Consider the following 16,018-nt stretch of genomic DNA (forward strand, 5'->3'; position numbering starts at 1 on the left):
TCGGGTTTCAGTGCAACCGCACGGGGACGCTAAGGTGAAACTTTCCCGGCCTTGTCGCCCGGGCGATATGCCCGAGGCATATCCGTCATTGATCGAAGTCCGGCCGATGACGTGAGCCGGGTCTGCGCCACGGCCCTTGTGCAAAGAGGTCCCTGGCTGTTCAGGCCAGGTACCTTCCGTCAATGACAAACTCCACCGTCACGTCAGGAACCGGTGTGACGAACAGCTGCTGCTCCTGTTGCGCACGCATCCCGGAGAGTTGGTAGGGGATCTGGCGTTCACGCAGGCGACGCAGCAGTTGTTGCCATTCAATGAGGCTGTCGATGCGCAGCGCCATGTGGTCGATGCGGGCTGGCGGACCGCCGATGCGCACACCGGCGCCGGAAGGTGCATCGGGGCGCTCGATCAGGTGCAATACCGGTTGGCTGTCCAGGTAGAGCCAGTGTCCGCTGATGCCGAAGGGCGGTCGCGCACCTTCTTTCAGACCGACGACATCGACGAAGAAGCTTCGCAGGCAGGCGCACTCGTGCGCCACGATGGTGATGTGATCGAGTTGCATGGCCGGCTCACAGCAGGCCGCCGCCGTCCACGTCGACCACGCTGCCGGTCATGAAACCGTTTTGCATGAGCATCAGGTAGGCCTGCGCCAGGTCGGCGCCCTGGCCGACGCGGCCTACCGGCAGATTGGCGCCGGCGCGCGCAGCCATGGCTTTGCGCTCGGCCTCGCTCAAGTCGCCCCACATGCCGGTTTCCACCATGCCGGGACTGACCACATTCACGCGCAGCGGCGCCAGTTCCTTGGCCAGCGTCTTGGCCATGATCTCGGTGGCGGCGTTCATGGTCGCCTTCACCAGTGCGCCGGGCGCAGCCTTGCGCGCCAGCAGGCCCGACGTCAGCGTGATCGATCCGGCTCGGTTGATGTGGCGCAGCGCCTGCTGCGCTACGCGCATCTGGCCGAAGAATTTGACGTTGAAGGCGGCGATGGCGTCCTCGATGGCGAGGTCGGCCAACCTTGCCGAGCCGATCACCGGACCGGCGGTGACCACCAGGTGGTCAAAGGCGCCGATGCCGTCGAACAGGCGCACGACCGAGGCGTCGTCGCCGATGTCGACGTGTGCGGTGGCCATCGATGTCGGAAAGTCGGCGGGCGTTGCCCGGCGGCCGGCGGCGATCACGCGCGCGCCGGCCGCTGCCGCTTGTTCTGCCACTGCGCGGCCAATGCCGGAGAGGCCGCCGATGACGACGACTGTCGTGTCTTTCATGGTTGTGCTCCCAAAAAGGATGAGATGAAGCGTGGTTGGAATTCAGGCCGCGGCTGCCAGCGGCAGTGCGGGGTAGTCGGTGTAGCCGCGTTCCGTGCCGCCGAACAGCGTGGCGCCGTCGAACTCGGCCAGCGGCAGGTCCTCGCTCAGTCGACGCGGGAAATCCGGGTTGGCGACGAAGGGGCGACCAAACGCGACCAGGTCTGCATAGCCATGTTCCAGCACCCATTGGGCGCGCGGCTTGTCATAGTTGCCGGCCACGATGATGGGACGGGCAAAGCGCGTGCGCAGTTGTTGGCGGAACTCTTCGGTGAACTCGGGGGCGTCGTCCCAGTCGGCTTCGACCAGATGCAGGTAAGCAATGCCGCGCGATTGCAGGAACGAAGCCGCGTCCAGGATGGTGGGCAGGATGTCGGGGCAGTCCATACCGCGCGTGGTCAGGAACGGTGCCAGGCGGATTGCCGTGCGGTGTGCGCCGACCTCGCCAGCCACCGCGTCCACCACTTCCTTCAGGAAGCGCAGGCGGTTTTCGCGCGTGCCGCCATATTCGTCCTCGCGACGATTGGAGGTGGTGCGCAGGAACTGGTCGACCAGGTAGCCGTTGGCGCCGTGGATTTCAACACCGTCGAAACCGGCATCGATGGCATTGCGCGCGCCCCGGCGAAAGTCCTCGACGATGGCGGCGATCTCGGCGCGCTCCAGTTCGCGCGGCGTTGGGCAATCGACCATCGCGCCGATGCCGGTGGCGGCGTCGACCTTCCAGATCTGTGCTTCGAACGGCACCGCTGACGGCGCGACCGGTAGTGCGCCGTCGTGAAAATCGGGATGCGACATGCGGCCAACGTGCCACAGTTGCAGGAAGATACGGCCGCCGGCCTGGTGCACCGCGTCGGTCACCAAGCTCCAGCCGTGTACCTGCTCCTGGCTGTAGATGCCGGGCGTGAACGAATAGCCCTTGCCTTGCGGCGAAATCTGCGCGGCTTCGCTGACAATCAGGGCGGCCGAGGCGCGCTGGGCGTAGTAGGCGGCGTTGAGCGCATTGGGCACGTCGCCGGGTTGCGTGCTGCGGGCGCGCGTCATGGGCGCCATCACGATGCGGTGGGGCAGGGCGAGCTCGCCGACGGTGAGCGGGGCGAGAAGGGGCTGGTTCGGTTGCATGAGTAGACTCCAGAAGGGTTTTGACTGGAGGCCATTATGCGAATCCGCCTTGGTTTTGATAATTGGTCTAGTATTTGAATTATTTTCAAATAAAACAAAATAATCATGACGCAAAACCTGGGAGACTTACGCCTCTTCATCGAGGCCGCCAGCCTGGGCAGCCTGTCTGCTGCAGGGCGCAAGATGGGCCTGTCGCCGGCCGCTTCCAGCGCGCGCCTGGTCAAACTGGAGGCCTCGCTCAACACGCGTCTGTTCGAGCGCACCACGCGCCGCCTGCGTCTGACCGCCGAAGGCGCGATGTACCTGGCGCACTGCCAGCAGGCGCTGGATGCACTGGACGACGCCCAAGCCGCGTTGCAGGCGGGGCGCAGCGCGGTCAGCGGCAAGCTGCGCATCGCCGCCACCTCGGACTTCGGGCGCAATGTGCTGCAGGGCTGGCTGGAAGAATTCAACCGCCTGCATCCGCAAATCACGCTGGCGCTGATCCTGGGCGATGCGGTCGCCAATCTGCTGCAGGACGATCTCGACCTGGCCATCCGTTTCGGGGTGCCGCAGAACAGCTCCATGGTCGCGCGGCCGCTGGCGTTCAACCGCCGTGTGCTGTGTGCATCCCCCGCTTATGTGGCGGCGCAGGGCATGCCGGAGCATCCTGACGATCTGCATCGTTTCCGTTGCATTGTGTTGTTCTCCGCCTCGGGCATGGCCAATGAATGGCGCTTCGAACGCGACGGAAAAGTGGCCTCCTTCGTCGTGCCGGCGGCCGGCGCGCGTGAGACCAACGACGGGGCCGTCGCTCGCGCATGGGCCATCGGCGGCCACGGCATCGCCATGAAATCGATATGGGATATCGGCGCCGACCTGCAGGCCGGGCGGCTTCAGGTGCTGATGCCGGAATGGCGTACGCCGGATGCGCCGGTGCATGCCTTTTATCAGCGAACGCGTTATATGGCGCCGCGAGTGCGCGCCTTGCTGGACTTCCTGGTCGAGCGCTTCGCGCAGGCGGGGACGGAACTGGAGGCGCTGCTCCGGCGGCACGGATAGGGGCCAAAGCCCTGCGCCGGCTTGCCGGCAGAGCGATGCGGCGGCTGACATTCGCTATGGAACAGCTGCATCAGAATCAGAATGAAAAAGCCCCTGCGAGAGGGGCTTTGGCGTACTTGCGGCGGGCAAGCTGCCCTGACTATCGACAAATAGTCGGAGGATTATTCTCGGACCGCCTTTGCATTGCGCGCTTTGTTTGTGCTGGTTCAGGCCACGCGGTGTTCCAGCGTGATGTGCTTGAGCTCGGCGATGCCGGCCAGTTTTTCGCGCAGAATCGCTTCGCTCACGCGCGCCGGGGTCGAGACGCTGATGATGGCGGCGCGCGCAACCGGGCCGATGCGCCAGACGTGCAGGTCGTCGATCTGCGCCTGGCCGTCGAGGGCGTGACGAATTTTGTCGGCCAGCTGGTCGTCGGTGACGTCCAGCAGCACGGTCGATGTCTCGCGCAGCAATGAATACGACCAGCGCGCGATGACCACTGCGCCGATCACGCCCATCAGCGGATCAAGCCAGGTCCAGCCAAGATAGAGGCCGGCCAGCAGGGCGCCGATCGCCAGTACCGAGGTCAGGGCGTCAGCCAGTACGTGCACGTAGGCAGAGCGCAGGTTGTTGTCGCGGCCATGATGATGGTGGCCGTTGTCGTTGTCGTGGTGGTGAGGATGGTCATGGTGGTCATGCTGATGATGTCCATGGCCGTGGTGCTTGTCCATCAGCAGCAGCGCGCTGACGATGTTGACCACCAGGCCGATCGCGGCGATCGCAATGGCTTCGCTGAACTCGACCGCGGTCGGGCTGGCCAGGCGCCATACCGATTCGGCGGCGATGCCGATGGCGACCACGGCCAGTATCAACGCCGAGGCGAAGCCGGCCAGGTCACCCACCTTGCCGGTGCCGAAGCTGAAGCGCGCATCGCGGGCATGGCGACGCGCGAAGCTGTATGCGCCGGCGGCGATGGCCAGGGCGCCGGCGTGGGTGGCCATATGGAAGCCGTCGGCCAGCAATGCCATCGACCCGGTCACGTAGCCGGCGATGATCTCGGCCACCATCATCACGGCGGTCAGCAGCACCACCCACAACGTGCGGCGGGCGTTGCGGTCGTGGTCGACGCCGAGGTAGACGTGCTCGTGCGCGAAGGGTGAGGTGTTTTGCATGATGGTCCTCCTGCTTATTTTGAATAGCGGCGAATCGCTTCCAGGATCTCGTCCAGGCCCTGGTTGCGCTCCATGTCGGACAGGCCGGGGCGCGCCACGTGTTCACGCGCGTGGGCTTCGATCAGTTCATCCATCAACCCGTTGAGCGCGCCGCGGATGGCGGCCGCCAGATGCAGCGTCTTGGCGCAGCCGGCATCGTCGTCGATGGCGCGCTCCAGCGCCTGAACCTGGCCGCCGATGCGGCGTACCCGTTTGAGCAGCGGATCCTTCTGTTGTGCGAGATGGCTCATACCATACCCCCCTATCCTATGTGATGAGCGGAGTATAGCATCGCAATGCTCAATTAGCCGCGCCGCCGAGCGATGTCATTCGGACAAGCAAAGCCGCTCTGGTGGCCGCTCATGACGAAATATTGATATTCGAACAACCGTGCGTTTTATAAGCTATGCGTAAGCTAAGCCATCTACGATGCGGACAATGCGGCTCATTACGCACGCAGCCATGCCTGCCGGGACGCGGGCACATACAAGCGGGATACCCGCAGGGAGACAAGCGATGGCAGAGGTGAAGGCAGGAGGGCCCGGGGCGGGTGCGCGGGCTTGGGGCGTGGCATTGTTGCCGTGGTTGGCGGGGGCGCTGATCGGCTGCGGCGCCGTATTTGCGCTCGATGCTGCGGGCGTTGGCAACGTCGCCGGCGCACCGTGGCCGGCGTGCGCGGCGGTGTTGTTGGCGCTGGCCGGCTTTGCGCTGGCGCAGCGGCGCGGCAAGTCCGGGGACAGCCAGCTGGTCGACAAGGTGGGCGGAGAGATCGACCACATCATGATCGGCGCGGCCGAGACTTCTTTCTTCGTCGACTCCATCAAGAGCAAGATCAGCAAGGACGTCGACTCGGCCAACAACATCGCGGCCAGCGCCGAACAGAACGCGGCCACCACCGAGCAGATCGCCGCCAATGCCGAGCGCGCGTCGGCGATTGCCTCGGAGGTTCGTTCCGAGAGCGTCAGCGGCCGCGCCGAGGTTGACCGCGGCCTGCAGCAGATCGGCCAGGCGCGCACCGACGCCTTGTCCGCCTCCGGCATGATGGAGCAGCTGCAGGAAAAATCGCGCCGCATCCACGGCATTACCGAAGTGATCAGCGAGATCGCCGCGCGCACCAACTTGCTGGCCTTGAACGCGGCCATCGAGGCGGCGCGCGCCGGCGAGCAGGGGCGCGGCTTTGCGGTGGTGGCGGGCGAAGTGCGCCAACTGGCCCAGCGCACCAAGGAGGCCACCGACGATATCGGCGTCATGGTGCGCGCCATCAATGAAGAGGCCGAGCGCGCGGCCTCGGGCATGACGGCCCTGAGCGGGCGGGTGCTGGAGGCGGCGCAGAATGTGGAGAAGGTGCACGGCCTGTTGAACAGCATCGAGCGCTCGGCCGGCCAGTCGCAGGAACAGATCGAGGAGATCGCGCTGGCGTCGCGCGAACATGTCCTGACCACCCAAAATATTGCCGAGTCGATCACTGCGATTCGCAACGGCATGCTGCAGACCGATACAGAGCTTCCGCGCGTGGCGGCGTCGGCAATGGCGTTGTCGGAGCGGGCCGAGACCGTATTCGAGGCGATTGCCGAAAGCGGCGCACGCTCGGCGCACGATGCCATCCGCCTGGCGGCCACCGAGGGTGCGCGGCAAGTCGGGCGGCTGTTCGAGGAGTCGATCAAGGCCGGGCGCATCGCCGAGGCGGCATTGTTTGATCGCACCTACAAGCCCATTCCCAACACCTCGCCGCAGAAGCATTCGACCCAGTTCGACGGCTTCACCGACCGTGTGCTGCCGGCGATCCAGGAGGCCATTCTGGAGCGCATGCCGCAGCTGGCCTATGCCGGTTCGGTGGACAACAACGGCTACTTCCCCACGCATAACAAGAAGTTCTCGCAGCCGCTGACCGGCAACTACGACGTCGACCTGATCAACAACCGCACCAAGCGCATCTTTACCGACCGCACCGGCAAGCGCTGCGGCGCCAATACCAAGCCTTTCCTGTTGCAGACCTACAAGCGCGACACCGGCGAGGTGATGCATGACCTGTCGGTGCCGATTTATGTGAATGGCAAGCATTGGGGCGGTTTCCGCGTCGGTTACCGTTCCAGTCACGCGCCTGCCGCGGCTCCCCAGGCGCAGGCCGCGCAAGTCGTGCCGACATCGGCGCGGGGCGCGTCGGGTTTGCCGGCGCCGCTTCGCCAAGGCGCGCGCACCGGGGTTTCGCGCGCTTGAGCATGCATGGAGGGCCAGCGTTGACTTGGCGCAATAGCGGGGTAAAACCGCTTCATTTCCACGGCTGATTTGCTTGACCCGGTTCGGCGGGTGATAGATTATTCGACAAGGGGGTACTGTCCGCAGGAGCGGATGGAAAACAAAGTGTTGCGTGCCGTCCGGGCGCCGAGAAAGTGAAGGAATGACATTGAAGCCTACGGCGCCAAGCAAGGGGGAATCCTCCGGCAAAGAGTTCGATTTCAACAGCCGTGATTTCGAGCGGGTGCGGGGACTCATTTACCAGCGGGCCGGCATCGCCCTGGCCGACAGCAAACAGGAAATGGTTTACAGCCGCCTGGCGCGCCGTTTGCGCGCCACCGGCATCCACTCGTTCAACCAGTACCTCGACATGCTCGAGCGCACTCAGGATTCGGACGAGTGGGAGGCCTTCACCAATGCCCTGACCACCAACCTGACCTCGTTCTTCCGCGAGGCCCATCACTTCCCCATCCTGGCCGATTTCGTCAAGACGCTGAAAGAGCCGGCGACCATCTGGTGCTCCGCGGCATCGACCGGGGAGGAGCCCTATACCATCGCGATGACCGTGTGCGAGGCGTACGGCACGCTGACGCCGCCGGTGCAGATCGTTGCCACCGACATCGACACCAATGTGCTGGCCACCGGCGCCAACGGCGTCTACCCGATGGAACGCATTGAGAAGATGTCGCCCGAGCGGGTCAAGAAATTCTTCCTGCGCGGCAAGGGCAGCCATGAGGGCTACGTGCGCGTGCGACCGGAGCTGCGCAAGCTGATCACCTTCAAGCAGTTGAACCTGCTGGCCGACGGCTGGCCGATCAGCGGCCCGTTCGACGTGATCTTCTGCCGCAACGTGATGATCTATTTCGACAAGCCGACCCAGAGCAAGATCCTGTCGCGCTTTGTGCCCCTGATGAAGCCCAATGCCTTGCTCTTCGCCGGGCATTCGGAGAACTTCCTCTATGTCTCCGATGCGCTCAAGCTCAAGGGCAAGACGGTCTATGAACTGAATGCCGCCCAGCGCGGCGCGAGGAGCAAGGCATGAGTCAGGCCCCCGACCAGTTTGCGACCAACCTCTATTACGATCGCACCTTCGACTGCGACTCGGCCAAGATCCTGCCCGGCGAGTATTTCTTCACGCACAAGGACATGATGATCGTGACGGTGCTCGGCTCCTGCGTGTCGGCCTGTATCCGCGATCGCGTCTCCGGCATCGGCGGCATGAACCATTTCATGCTGCCCGACGGCGGCGGTGACGACGGCAGCCCGGTGTCCGCCTCGGCGCGTTACGGCAACTACGCGATGGAAATCCTCATCAACGACGTGCTCAAGGCGGGCGCGCGCCGCGAAAACCTGGAAGCCAAGGTGTTCGGCGGCGGCAACGTGCTGCGCGGCTTCTCGGCGATCAACGTCGGCGAGCGCAATGCCGAGTTCGTGCGGCGCTACCTCAAGGCGGAAAACATCCGGGTGGTGGCGGAAGACCTCAACGACATCTGGCCGCGCAAGGTTTATTTTTTCCCACGGACCGGCAAGGTGCTGGTCAAAAAACTCAAACAGCTGCACAACAACACACTGGCGGATCGGGAAAAGGCGTACGCAAGCAAGCTGGTGACCAAGCCGGTCAGCGGCGCAGTCGACTTGTTCTAAGGGCCGGCGGCAAGCCGGCGTGCGCAGGACGCCACAGCCGCAAGTGTGGCAGGCAATACGGAAAGCATGAATATGAAGATCAAAGTTCTTATCGTTGACGACTCCGCGCTGATCCGCAGCGTGATGCGCGAAATCATTGGCAGCCAGCCCGACATGGAAGTGGTCGGCGTGGCCCCGGACCCGATCATTGCCCGCGAGCTGATCAAGCAGACCAATCCCGATGTGCTGACCCTGGACGTGGAAATGCCGCGCATGGACGGCCTCGATTTCCTCGAAAAGCTGATGCGCCTGCGCCCCATGCCGGTGGTGATGGTGTCCTCGCTGACCGAGCGCGGCTCGGAAATCACGCTGCGCGCGCTGGAGCTGGGCGCGATCGATTTCGTGACCAAGCCTAAGATTTCGATCCAGAGCGGCATGCAGGAATACGCCGACATGATCGCCGACAAGATCCGTGCCGCGTCCAAGGCGCGCGTACGCGCCCGCGCGCCGCGCGCGGCCGAGCAGGCGGGCGGCGCCGGCGAGGCGCTGCCGCAGATCCGCAACCCGCTGACCAGTAGCGAAAAGCTGATCATCATCGGCGCCTCCACCGGCGGCACCGAGGCCATCAAGGAATTCCTGATCCGCATGCCGTCCGATTGCCCCGGCATCCTGATTACCCAGCACATGCCGGAAGGCTTCACCCGTTCGTTCGCGCAGCGCCTTAACAACCTGTGCAAGATCTCGGTGGTCGAGTCCGCCGGCAACGAGCGCGTGCTGCCGGGCCACGCTTATATCGCACCGGGCCATTCGCACCTGAAGCTGGTGCGCAGCGGCGCCAACTACATGACTCAGCTTGATCAAGGTCCGCCGGTGAACCGTCACCGGCCGTCGGTGGACGTGCTGTTCCAGTCGGCTGCGGCCTGCGCCGGCAAGAACGCCGTGGGTGTGATCCTGACCGGCATGGGCAAGGACGGCGCGCTCGGCATGATGGATATGCGCAACGCCGGGGCCTATAACTTCGCCCAGGATGAAGCGTCTTGCGTGGTGTTCGGCATGCCGCGCGAGGCGATCGCCATCGGCGCCGCCCACGAGGTGCTGTCGCTGCAGGCGATGCCGGGCAGGGTGCTGGCGTGGCTGGCTGAACACGGAAGCCGCGCCCTGCGCGTCTGAAAACGGAGCGGCACGCCGATTGAGCTGCCATTTTCGGCATTGCTGCACTACAATGCCGTGGCGAAGGAGAGGGCGTATGGGTTGGCCGCATGGCCCGGCCCGTGCGAATAAGGCAGACGGTTCAAGTTCATACAGTGGCTTGCCGTTAACCAAGATTAATTGAATAGATGGAGTCTTAGCATGTCGGGTCCCAATACCAAGTTCTTAGTCGTCGACGATTTCTCGACGATGCGCCGCATCGTGCGCAACCTGCTCAAGGAGTTGGGCTATACCAACGTGGATGAAGCCGAAGACGGCGTGCAGGCGCTGCAAAAACTGCGCAGCGACCAGTTCGACTTCGTGGTCTCCGACTGGAACATGCCCAACATGGACGGCCTGACCATGCTGCAGGAAATCCGCAAGGATCCGGCGCTGTCCAAGCTCCCGGTGCTGATGGTGACTGCCGAAGCCAAAAAGGAAAACATCGTGGCCGCGGCCCAGGCCGGCGCCAACGGCTACGTGGTCAAGCCGTTCACTGCCGCCACCCTGGACGAAAAGCTGGGCAAGATCTTCGAGAAGATGGCCGCAGGTGGCTGATATGGACGGCAGTGTGAAATCCGGCGTTCAAGCCGGTGAGGCCGCCGGCCCCGTCAACGACGAGGTGCTGGCCCGCATCGGCCACATGACGCGCAACCTGCACGACAGCTTGCGCGGCTTGGGCTTTGATCGCCTGCTGGAACGCGCCGCCAGCGACATGCCGGACGCGCGTGATCGCCTGGAGTACGTGGCGCGCATGACCGAGCAGGCCGCGCAGCGCGTGCTCAACGCCACCGAACTGGCCAGCCCGATGCAGGATCGCATCAGCGATGGCGCCGCCGACCTGAAGGCGCAATGGGATGCGGCCGGCAGCGGCAGTTTCTCCGAGGCCGACTATCGCGCCTTGGGGGCCAAAACATCGGCTTTCCTGGCGCAAGCCGGCGAGGACAGCAGCGCCACCAAGCAGCAGCTGCTGGACATCATGATGGCCCAGGACTTCCAGGATCTGACCGGCCAGGTGATCAAGCGCGTTACCGAGCTGGCGCATGAGCTGGAGTCGCAACTGGTGCAGCTGCTGGTGGATTATTCGCCGGGCGACGCCAAGCGCGAAGACACCGGCCTGCTCAACGGTCCGCAGATCGACCCGACCGGCAAGGATGTGATCGCCAACCAGGGCCAGGTCGATGACTTGCTGGAGAGTTTGGGTTTCTAAGTTGTCTTTCCATGCTGTTGTGCTTGTCTGAAATGCAATAAAACGACGCCGGATCACGAAGTTTCTTCCAGGGAAATTTCTCCGGCGGCGTTGCTTCATTGGTTTTTCTCTTCGCTCGACAGTTTCTGTCATCTTTCCATTTCGATACGCTTCGTTCTGTCAGAGGCAGAGCCGGGCGCTTTTGCCTAGTCCGAAATGGGGGACGATTGTCCCGTTATTCCCCATATGATTTTGATGCCGGGTCGCCAATAATCCTGCCTATCGTTCTCGAAATCCGTCTATCAAAACGGGAACGAGGTTTATGCAGGGGGTGCGGCAGTGGCCGAAGACAGCGATATGGAGCGGACAGAACCCGCCACGAGTAAACGCATTGAGCGTGCTCGTGAGCAGGGTGATGTGCCTCGTTCGCGCGAGATGGCTACCTGCATGCTGTTGCTCATCGGCGGCAGCTGCGTCTGGATGTTCAGCGGGCCGCTGGTGACCAGCCTGAACCGCCTGATGGTGGCGACCATGAGCTTCGAGCGCGCCGTCGCCTTCGATCCCGTCGTGCTTTACCAGTTGTTCAGCGCGCATTTCATGGAAGTTGCCATTGCGATCATCCCGCTCGCCTTCATGATGACCCTGGCCGCCGTGGCCTCGCCGCTGATCCTCGGCGGCTGGCTGTTCAACGTCCAGTCGCTGGCGCCCAAGTTCAGCAAGCTCAACCCCATCAGCGGCATCACCAACATGTTTTCGCTCAATTCGCTGGTCGAATTGCTCAAGGCGGTGCTCAAGACCGTGCTGGTCGGCACCGTCGCGTGGCTGGTCATCATGAGCCAGATCGACGCCGTGATGGGCCTGGGCGTCGAGCAGTTGAAAACTGCGAGCAGCCATTCGGCGCACCTGCTGTGGATCAGCTTTATCACCATGGTGTGCGCGCTGATCCTGATTGCCATCATCGATGTCCCGTACCAGATCTGGAACTACGGCAAGAAGCTGCGCATGACTCGCGAAGAGGTCAAGCAGGAGCACAAGGAGTCCGAAGGCGACCCGCACGTCAAGGGCAAGATCCGCGCGATGCAGCGCGCCATGGCCCGCCGCCGCATGATGGCCGAAGTGCCGACTGCCGACGTGGTGGTCACCAACCCGACCCACTATGCGGTCGCGCTCAAATACACCGAGGGCAAGATGGGCGCGCCCAAGGTCGTGGCCAAGGGCTTCGACGACATCGCCGCCAAGATCCGCGAAGTGGCGCGCGAGAACAAGGTGCCGCTGCTGGAAGCGCCGCCGCTGGCGCGCGCCTTGCACACCCATACCGAAATCGGCGACGAGATTCCGGAAGCGCTTTACACCGCCGTGGCCGAAGTGCTGGCCTACATCTTCCAGCTTCGCACCTACGGCCAGTTCGGCGGCAACCGTCCGGTCGAGCCGACCGAGCTCGACGTGCCCAAGGAATTGGACCCGCTCACCGCAACCAAGAAGCGGCGTGGACCGCAGCGTAGAACAACGCAGTAACTATGGCAAAACTGAATACATTGAAAATGCCGGCCTGGATGCCGTTGAAGAGCACCAGGGCACTGGCGGCCCCGATCCTCATCGTCATGATGCTGGCGATGATGGTGCTGCCGTTGCCGGCGTTCATGCTGGACTTGCTGTTCAGCTTCAACATCTCGCTGTCGGTCATCGTGCTGATGACGGCGCTCTATACCGTCAAGCCGCTGGACTTCATCGCCTTCCCGGCGGTGCTGCTGGTGTCGACCATGCTGCGCCTGTCGCTGAACGTGGCTTCCACCCGCGTGGTGCTGACCGAGGGCCATACCGGTCCGGACGCGGCCGGCAAGGTGATCGAGGCCTTCGGCCACTTCCTGATCGGCGGCAATTACACCGTCGGTATTGTCGTGTTCGTGATCCTTACCATCATCAACTTCATGGTGGTGACCAAGGGCGCCGGCCGTATCGCTGAAGTGGGCGCGCGTTTCACCCTGGACGCGATGCCCGGCAAGCAGATGGCGATCGACGCCGACTTGAACGCCGGCCTGATCGGTGAGCCCGAAGCCCGCGCCCGCCGCAAGGAAGTGGCGCAGGAGTCCGAGTTCTACGGCGCCATGGACGGCGCCTCCAAGTACGTGCGCGGCGACGCTATCGCCGGCATCATCGTCACCGTGGTCAACATCGTCGGCGGCCTGGTGGTGGGGATGGTCCAGCACGACATGGCCTTCGACAACGCCATCAAGAACTACACGCTGCTGGCCATCGGTGACGGCCTGGTGGCGCAGATTCCCTCGCTGATCATCTCGACCGCGGCCGGCGTGGTGGTCTCCCGCGTGGCCAACGACCAGGACGTCGGCGGCCAGCTGATCAACCAGCTGTTCGCCAAGCCGGAGGTGCTGTACATCACCGCCGTGATCATCGGCGGCATGGGCCTGATCCCGGGCATGCCGCATTTCGCCTTCATCCTGCTGGCAGCGGCCATGGGCGGCAGCGCATACGCCATCAGCAAGCGCGCGCAGCAAGCCAAGGAAGAGAAAGTGCAGCCCGAAGCCGTCGCCAGCAACGCGCCGGTTCAGGAAATGGAAGAAGCCACCTGGGGCGACGTCATGCCGGTCGATACGCTGGGCCTGGAAGTGGGCTATCGCCTGATCCCGCTGGTGGACAAGGCGCAGGGCGGCGAATTGCTCAAGCGCATCAAGGGCATCCGCAAGAAGTTCGCCCAGGAAGTGGGCTTCCTGTCGCCGCCCATCCACATCCGCGATAACCTTGAATTGAAACCATCGGCCTATCGCATTACCCTGAAGGGGGTGGAGGTCGGCAAGGGCGAGGCGCATGCCGGACAGTTCCTGGCGATCAATCCCGGCATGGTGACCGGGCCGCTGCCGGGCATGATGACCACCGATCCCGCCTTCGGCCTGCCGGCCGTCTGGATTGACAGCAGCATGCGCGAACAGGCCTCCACCATGGGTTACACCGTGGTCGACGCCGGCACCGTGGTGGCCACGCACCTGAACCACCTGATCACTACCCATGCAGCCGAGCTGCTGGGGCGCCAGGAGGTGCAGAGCCTGCTGGATCACCTGGCCAAGGACGCGCCCAAGCTGGTGGAGGATCTGGTGCCGAAGATGCTGCCGCTGGGCACCTTGCAGAAGGTCCTGCAAAACCTGCTTATGGAAGGCGTGCACATCCGCGACATGCGCAGCATCATCGAAACCATGGCCGAACACGCCGCGCGTATCCAGGATCCGAGCGAACTCACGGCGATCGTGCGTATCGCGCTGGGCCGTGCGATCGTGCAGCAGATTTACCCGGGCGAGAGCGAGCTGCCGGTGATGGCGCTGGACTCCAAGCTCGAGCGCCTGCTGATGCAAGCGCTGCATGCCAGCGGCGACAGCGGCGGCATCGAGCCGGGCCTGGCCGATTCGCTGGTGGTTCAGACCGAGCAGGCCGCCCAGCGTCAGGAACAGATGGGCTTGCCCACCGTGCTGCTGGTGTCGGGTCCTTTGCGTACCTTGCTGGCGCGCTTCTTGCGCCGTGCCATGCCACAATTGCGCGTGCTGTCGCACGCTGAAGTTCCGGAATCGAAAACGATTAAAGTTACCAGCCTAGTTGGAGGGCAAGCATGAACGTCAAGAAATTTATCGCCAATTCGTCTCGCGAGGCGTGGCGCCAGGTTCGCGAGGCCTTGGGCCCGGACGCCGTCATTCTCTCCAATCGCAATATTCCGGATGGCGTAGAAATCCTCGCCATGGCCAATGAGGACATGACCACGCTGGTCGGTCCCAACGGCGCCCGCCATCCGGCAGGTAGCCCGCAGGCAGCCTCGCTGCAGCAGCAGTCGGGTTTGCCGCCGGCGCAGCAGCCCCGGCGTCCGGCGCTGTTGTCCTCGCCGATCGCGCAGCAGGCGCATCGCCCGGTTCACGCATCGCGCAGCGACGATGCGCCGCTGCTGGATCAGCAGCCGTTGGGCCGTATCTCCGCGCGTGACGCCGAACAGGTGCCGCCGGCCGATGCGCGCGTCTGGCGCAGCCGCGGCAACGACGGCGGCGGCAACCGTCGTCACGAGGCCGCGCGTGAATCCAATGAAGAGCAGGATCAACGTCCGCGCTCGGCGCTGCCCGAGTTCGACGGCAAGGACTACGACGAGATCCTGTCGGAAGTGATGACCGAGATCCGTTCCATGCGCGGCGTGCTGGAAACCCAGCTGGCCGAGATCTCGTGGGGCGGCACCCAGAAGCGCGAGCCGCTCAAGGGCCAGGTCATGAAGGAAATGCTGGCGGCCGGCTTCTCGGCCAGCCTGTCGCGCCTGATCACCGAAAACCTGCCGACCAACTCCAAGACACAGGACATCATGTTCTGGGTCAAGTCGGTGCTGGCACGCAACCTCAGCACGCTGGGCAACGAGAACGAGCTGCTGGAAAACGGCGGCGTATTTGCTCTGGTGGGCCCCACCGGTGTGGGCAAGACCACCACCACCGCCAAGCTGGCGGCGCGCTGCGTGATGCGCCACGGCTCCGGCAAGCTGGCCCTGATCACCACTGACGGCTACCGTATCGGCGGTTACGAACAGCTGCGCATCTACGGGAAGATCCTGGGCGTGATGGTGCACTCGGTGAAGGACGAGACCGACCTGCGCATCGCACTGGAAGAGTTGAAGGGCAAGCACACCGTGCTGATCGACACCGCAGGCGTGGGTCAGCGCGACCAGATGGTGGCCGAACAGGACGCCATGCTGGCCGGCGCCGGCGTGGACATCAAGCGCCTGCTGTGCCTGAACTCCACCGCCACCGGCGGCACCCTGAACGAGGTGGTGCATGCGTATTCCAAGTCCGGCCTGGCCGGCTGCATCATCACCAAGCTTGATGAGGCCGCCACCATCGGCAACGTGCTGGATGTGGTGATTCGCCACAAGCTCAACCTGCACTATGTGGCCAACGGCCAACGCGTGCCGGAAGACCTGCACGTGGCCAACAAACTCTACCTTGCCGACCGCGCCTTCAAGCAAAAGCGCGAGACCGCGCCGTTCGAATTCCAGGAGGGCGAGTTGCCGGGAGTCGTCGGCCCGACCGCTCTGTCGATGAATGACAAAGGCCTGCGCGAGGTGAGCTTTGGCTAGTTACGATTTCGACCAGGCGGCAGGC

The 16,018-nt window shown here is 63.9% G+C and carries 15 protein-coding genes; 10 read left to right on the top strand and 5 right to left on the bottom strand.

Translation table 11 applies throughout. The features are described 5' to 3' along the window. Positions 1-160: 160 nt before the first annotated feature. The 3 genes from J8I26_RS02395 to J8I26_RS02405 are packed head-to-tail and all read right to left on the bottom strand — an operon-like array spanning position 161 to position 2,420. Positions 161-559 carry an extradiol dioxygenase gene (locus J8I26_RS02395; protein ID WP_209603687.1) on the bottom strand — a complete coding sequence of 133 codons (399 nt, stop codon included), beginning with the start codon at positions 557-559 and terminating at the stop codon, positions 161-163. A 7-nt stretch (positions 560-566) separates the two neighbouring features. Further along, on the bottom strand, positions 567-1,262 hold the full coding sequence (locus J8I26_RS02400) for an SDR family oxidoreductase (RefSeq protein WP_209603689.1): 696 nt from the start codon (positions 1,260-1,262) through the stop codon (positions 567-569). Positions 1,263-1,304: 42 nt separating this feature from the next. Next, positions 1,305-2,420, bottom strand: a complete 1,116-nt coding sequence (locus tag J8I26_RS02405) for an alkene reductase (protein ID WP_209603691.1) — start codon at positions 2,418-2,420, stop codon at positions 1,305-1,307. A gap of 105 nt (positions 2,421-2,525) precedes the next feature. Between J8I26_RS02405 and J8I26_RS02410 the strand changes: the two genes are divergently transcribed. Continuing rightward, positions 2,526-3,461 (top strand): LysR family transcriptional regulator, encoded by a 936-nt coding sequence (locus J8I26_RS02410; RefSeq protein ID WP_209603693.1) that lies wholly within the window; start codon positions 2,526-2,528, stop codon positions 3,459-3,461. Between the two features lie 206 nt (positions 3,462-3,667). On the opposite strand, the gene dmeF is transcribed toward J8I26_RS02410, so the two are convergent. Next, positions 3,668-4,612 (bottom strand): CDF family Co(II)/Ni(II) efflux transporter DmeF, encoded by a 945-nt coding sequence (dmeF, locus tag J8I26_RS02415; protein WP_209603695.1) that lies wholly within the window; start codon positions 4,610-4,612, stop codon positions 3,668-3,670. A gap of 14 nt (positions 4,613-4,626) precedes the next feature. After that, positions 4,627-4,902, bottom strand: a complete 276-nt coding sequence (locus J8I26_RS02420) for a metal/formaldehyde-sensitive transcriptional repressor (RefSeq protein WP_209603697.1) — start codon at positions 4,900-4,902, stop codon at positions 4,627-4,629. A 325-nt stretch (positions 4,903-5,227) separates the two neighbouring features. On the opposite strand from J8I26_RS02420, the gene J8I26_RS02425 reads away from it, so the two are divergent. The 9 genes from J8I26_RS02425 to flhF all read left to right on the top strand — a co-directional run bounded on the left by J8I26_RS02425 (position 5,228) and on the right by flhF (position 15,993). After that, a complete protein-coding gene (locus J8I26_RS02425) occupies positions 5,228-6,868 on the top strand; it encodes a methyl-accepting chemotaxis protein (protein WP_209604759.1) in 1,641 nt (546 codons plus the stop codon). Positions 6,869-7,055: 187 nt separating this feature from the next. After that, positions 7,056-7,928 (top strand): CheR family methyltransferase, encoded by an 873-nt coding sequence (locus tag J8I26_RS02430; RefSeq protein WP_209604761.1) that lies wholly within the window; start codon positions 7,056-7,058, stop codon positions 7,926-7,928. Then, complete coding sequence (gene cheD, locus J8I26_RS02435) at positions 7,925-8,530, top strand: chemoreceptor glutamine deamidase CheD (protein ID WP_209603699.1); 606 nt, start codon at positions 7,925-7,927, stop codon at positions 8,528-8,530. The genes J8I26_RS02430 and cheD overlap by 4 nt, the downstream gene beginning before the upstream one ends. Positions 8,531-8,602: 72 nt before the next feature. Beyond that, positions 8,603-9,679 (top strand): chemotaxis response regulator protein-glutamate methylesterase, encoded by a 1,077-nt coding sequence (locus tag J8I26_RS02440; RefSeq protein WP_209603701.1) that lies wholly within the window; start codon positions 8,603-8,605, stop codon positions 9,677-9,679. A gap of 180 nt (positions 9,680-9,859) precedes the next feature. Next, complete coding sequence (gene cheY / locus J8I26_RS02445; protein WP_006712751.1) at positions 9,860-10,255, top strand: chemotaxis response regulator CheY; 396 nt, start codon at positions 9,860-9,862, stop codon at positions 10,253-10,255. Position 10,256: 1 nt separating this feature from the next. Then, positions 10,257-10,907 (top strand): protein phosphatase CheZ, encoded by a 651-nt coding sequence (cheZ, locus tag J8I26_RS02450; protein ID WP_209603703.1) that lies wholly within the window; start codon positions 10,257-10,259, stop codon positions 10,905-10,907. Between the two features lie 318 nt (positions 10,908-11,225). After that, positions 11,226-12,401, top strand: a complete 1,176-nt coding sequence (gene flhB, locus J8I26_RS02455; protein ID WP_209603705.1) for a flagellar biosynthesis protein FlhB — start codon at positions 11,226-11,228, stop codon at positions 12,399-12,401. 2 nt (positions 12,402-12,403) lie between these two features. Beyond that, positions 12,404-14,503 (top strand): flagellar biosynthesis protein FlhA, encoded by a 2,100-nt coding sequence (gene flhA, locus J8I26_RS02460; protein WP_209603707.1) that lies wholly within the window; start codon positions 12,404-12,406, stop codon positions 14,501-14,503. Next, positions 14,500-15,993, top strand: a complete 1,494-nt coding sequence (gene flhF, locus J8I26_RS02465; protein ID WP_209603709.1) for a flagellar biosynthesis protein FlhF — start codon at positions 14,500-14,502, stop codon at positions 15,991-15,993. The genes flhA and flhF overlap by 4 nt, the downstream gene beginning before the upstream one ends. Positions 15,994-16,018 lie beyond the last annotated feature (25 nt).

The organism is Herbaspirillum sp. LeCh32-8 (assembly GCF_017814915.1).
In the GTDB taxonomy this organism is placed as follows: Bacteria; Pseudomonadota; Gammaproteobacteria; order Burkholderiales; family Burkholderiaceae_D; genus Herbaspirillum.